The following is a 542-nucleotide window of genomic DNA, read 5'->3' as shown; positions in this document are numbered from 1 at the left end:
ATAGGTGATGTCAGCTACCCAAAGTTGATTTGGCTGCTCAGCAGTAAATTGACGATTAACTAAATCAAGTGGCTTATCTTGTTGCTCGTCAGGTATCGTTGTCTTATGTGCTTTACCCCGACGAACACCTTGAATTCCCATAACTCGCATCAATCGTTCGACTGTACAGCGGGCGACTTGATGGTCGTCAAGCTGTAGCTGCTTCCATATTTTTCTTGCACCATAAACTGACATATTATCCTCCCACACTTCGCGAATGAGTATTATCAGCTCAGCATCACGCTTTTTGCGGTTAGACAGTCGCTCAGGCTCTCTTTGTATCTGTTTATGAGAATAATACGTTGATGGTGCAATCGGCAATTCCTTGCAAATTGACTCGACACCGTAATGCTCTCTGCAAGCATCAATAAAATCCACTATTACTTCTGTTTGCGGTCGAGCTCCGCTTGGGCGAAAAAAGCGGCAGCTTGCCTCAGGATATCATTCGTTCGCTTGAGCTCTTTATTCTCGCGCTCTAAGACGGCAAGGCGTTCTTCAGTTGA

General features: G+C 45.2%; 1 pseudogene and 1 other annotated feature. The pseudogene reads right to left on the bottom strand.

Annotated features, from left to right (window positions below):
• A pseudogene (locus P20439_RS18555) lies at positions 1-542 on the bottom strand (IS3 family transposase); the annotation flags it as partial.
• Positions 346-462, bottom strand: a sequence feature (AL1L pseudoknot). It overlaps the preceding pseudogene by 117 nt.

It is taken from the genome of Pseudoalteromonas sp. BSi20439, from assembly GCF_000241165.1.
Taxonomy (GTDB): domain Bacteria; phylum Pseudomonadota; class Gammaproteobacteria; order Enterobacterales; family Alteromonadaceae; genus Pseudoalteromonas.
Note: the sequence above shows the minus strand (reverse complement) of the source record. Positions and strands in the feature narration are given on the sequence as shown.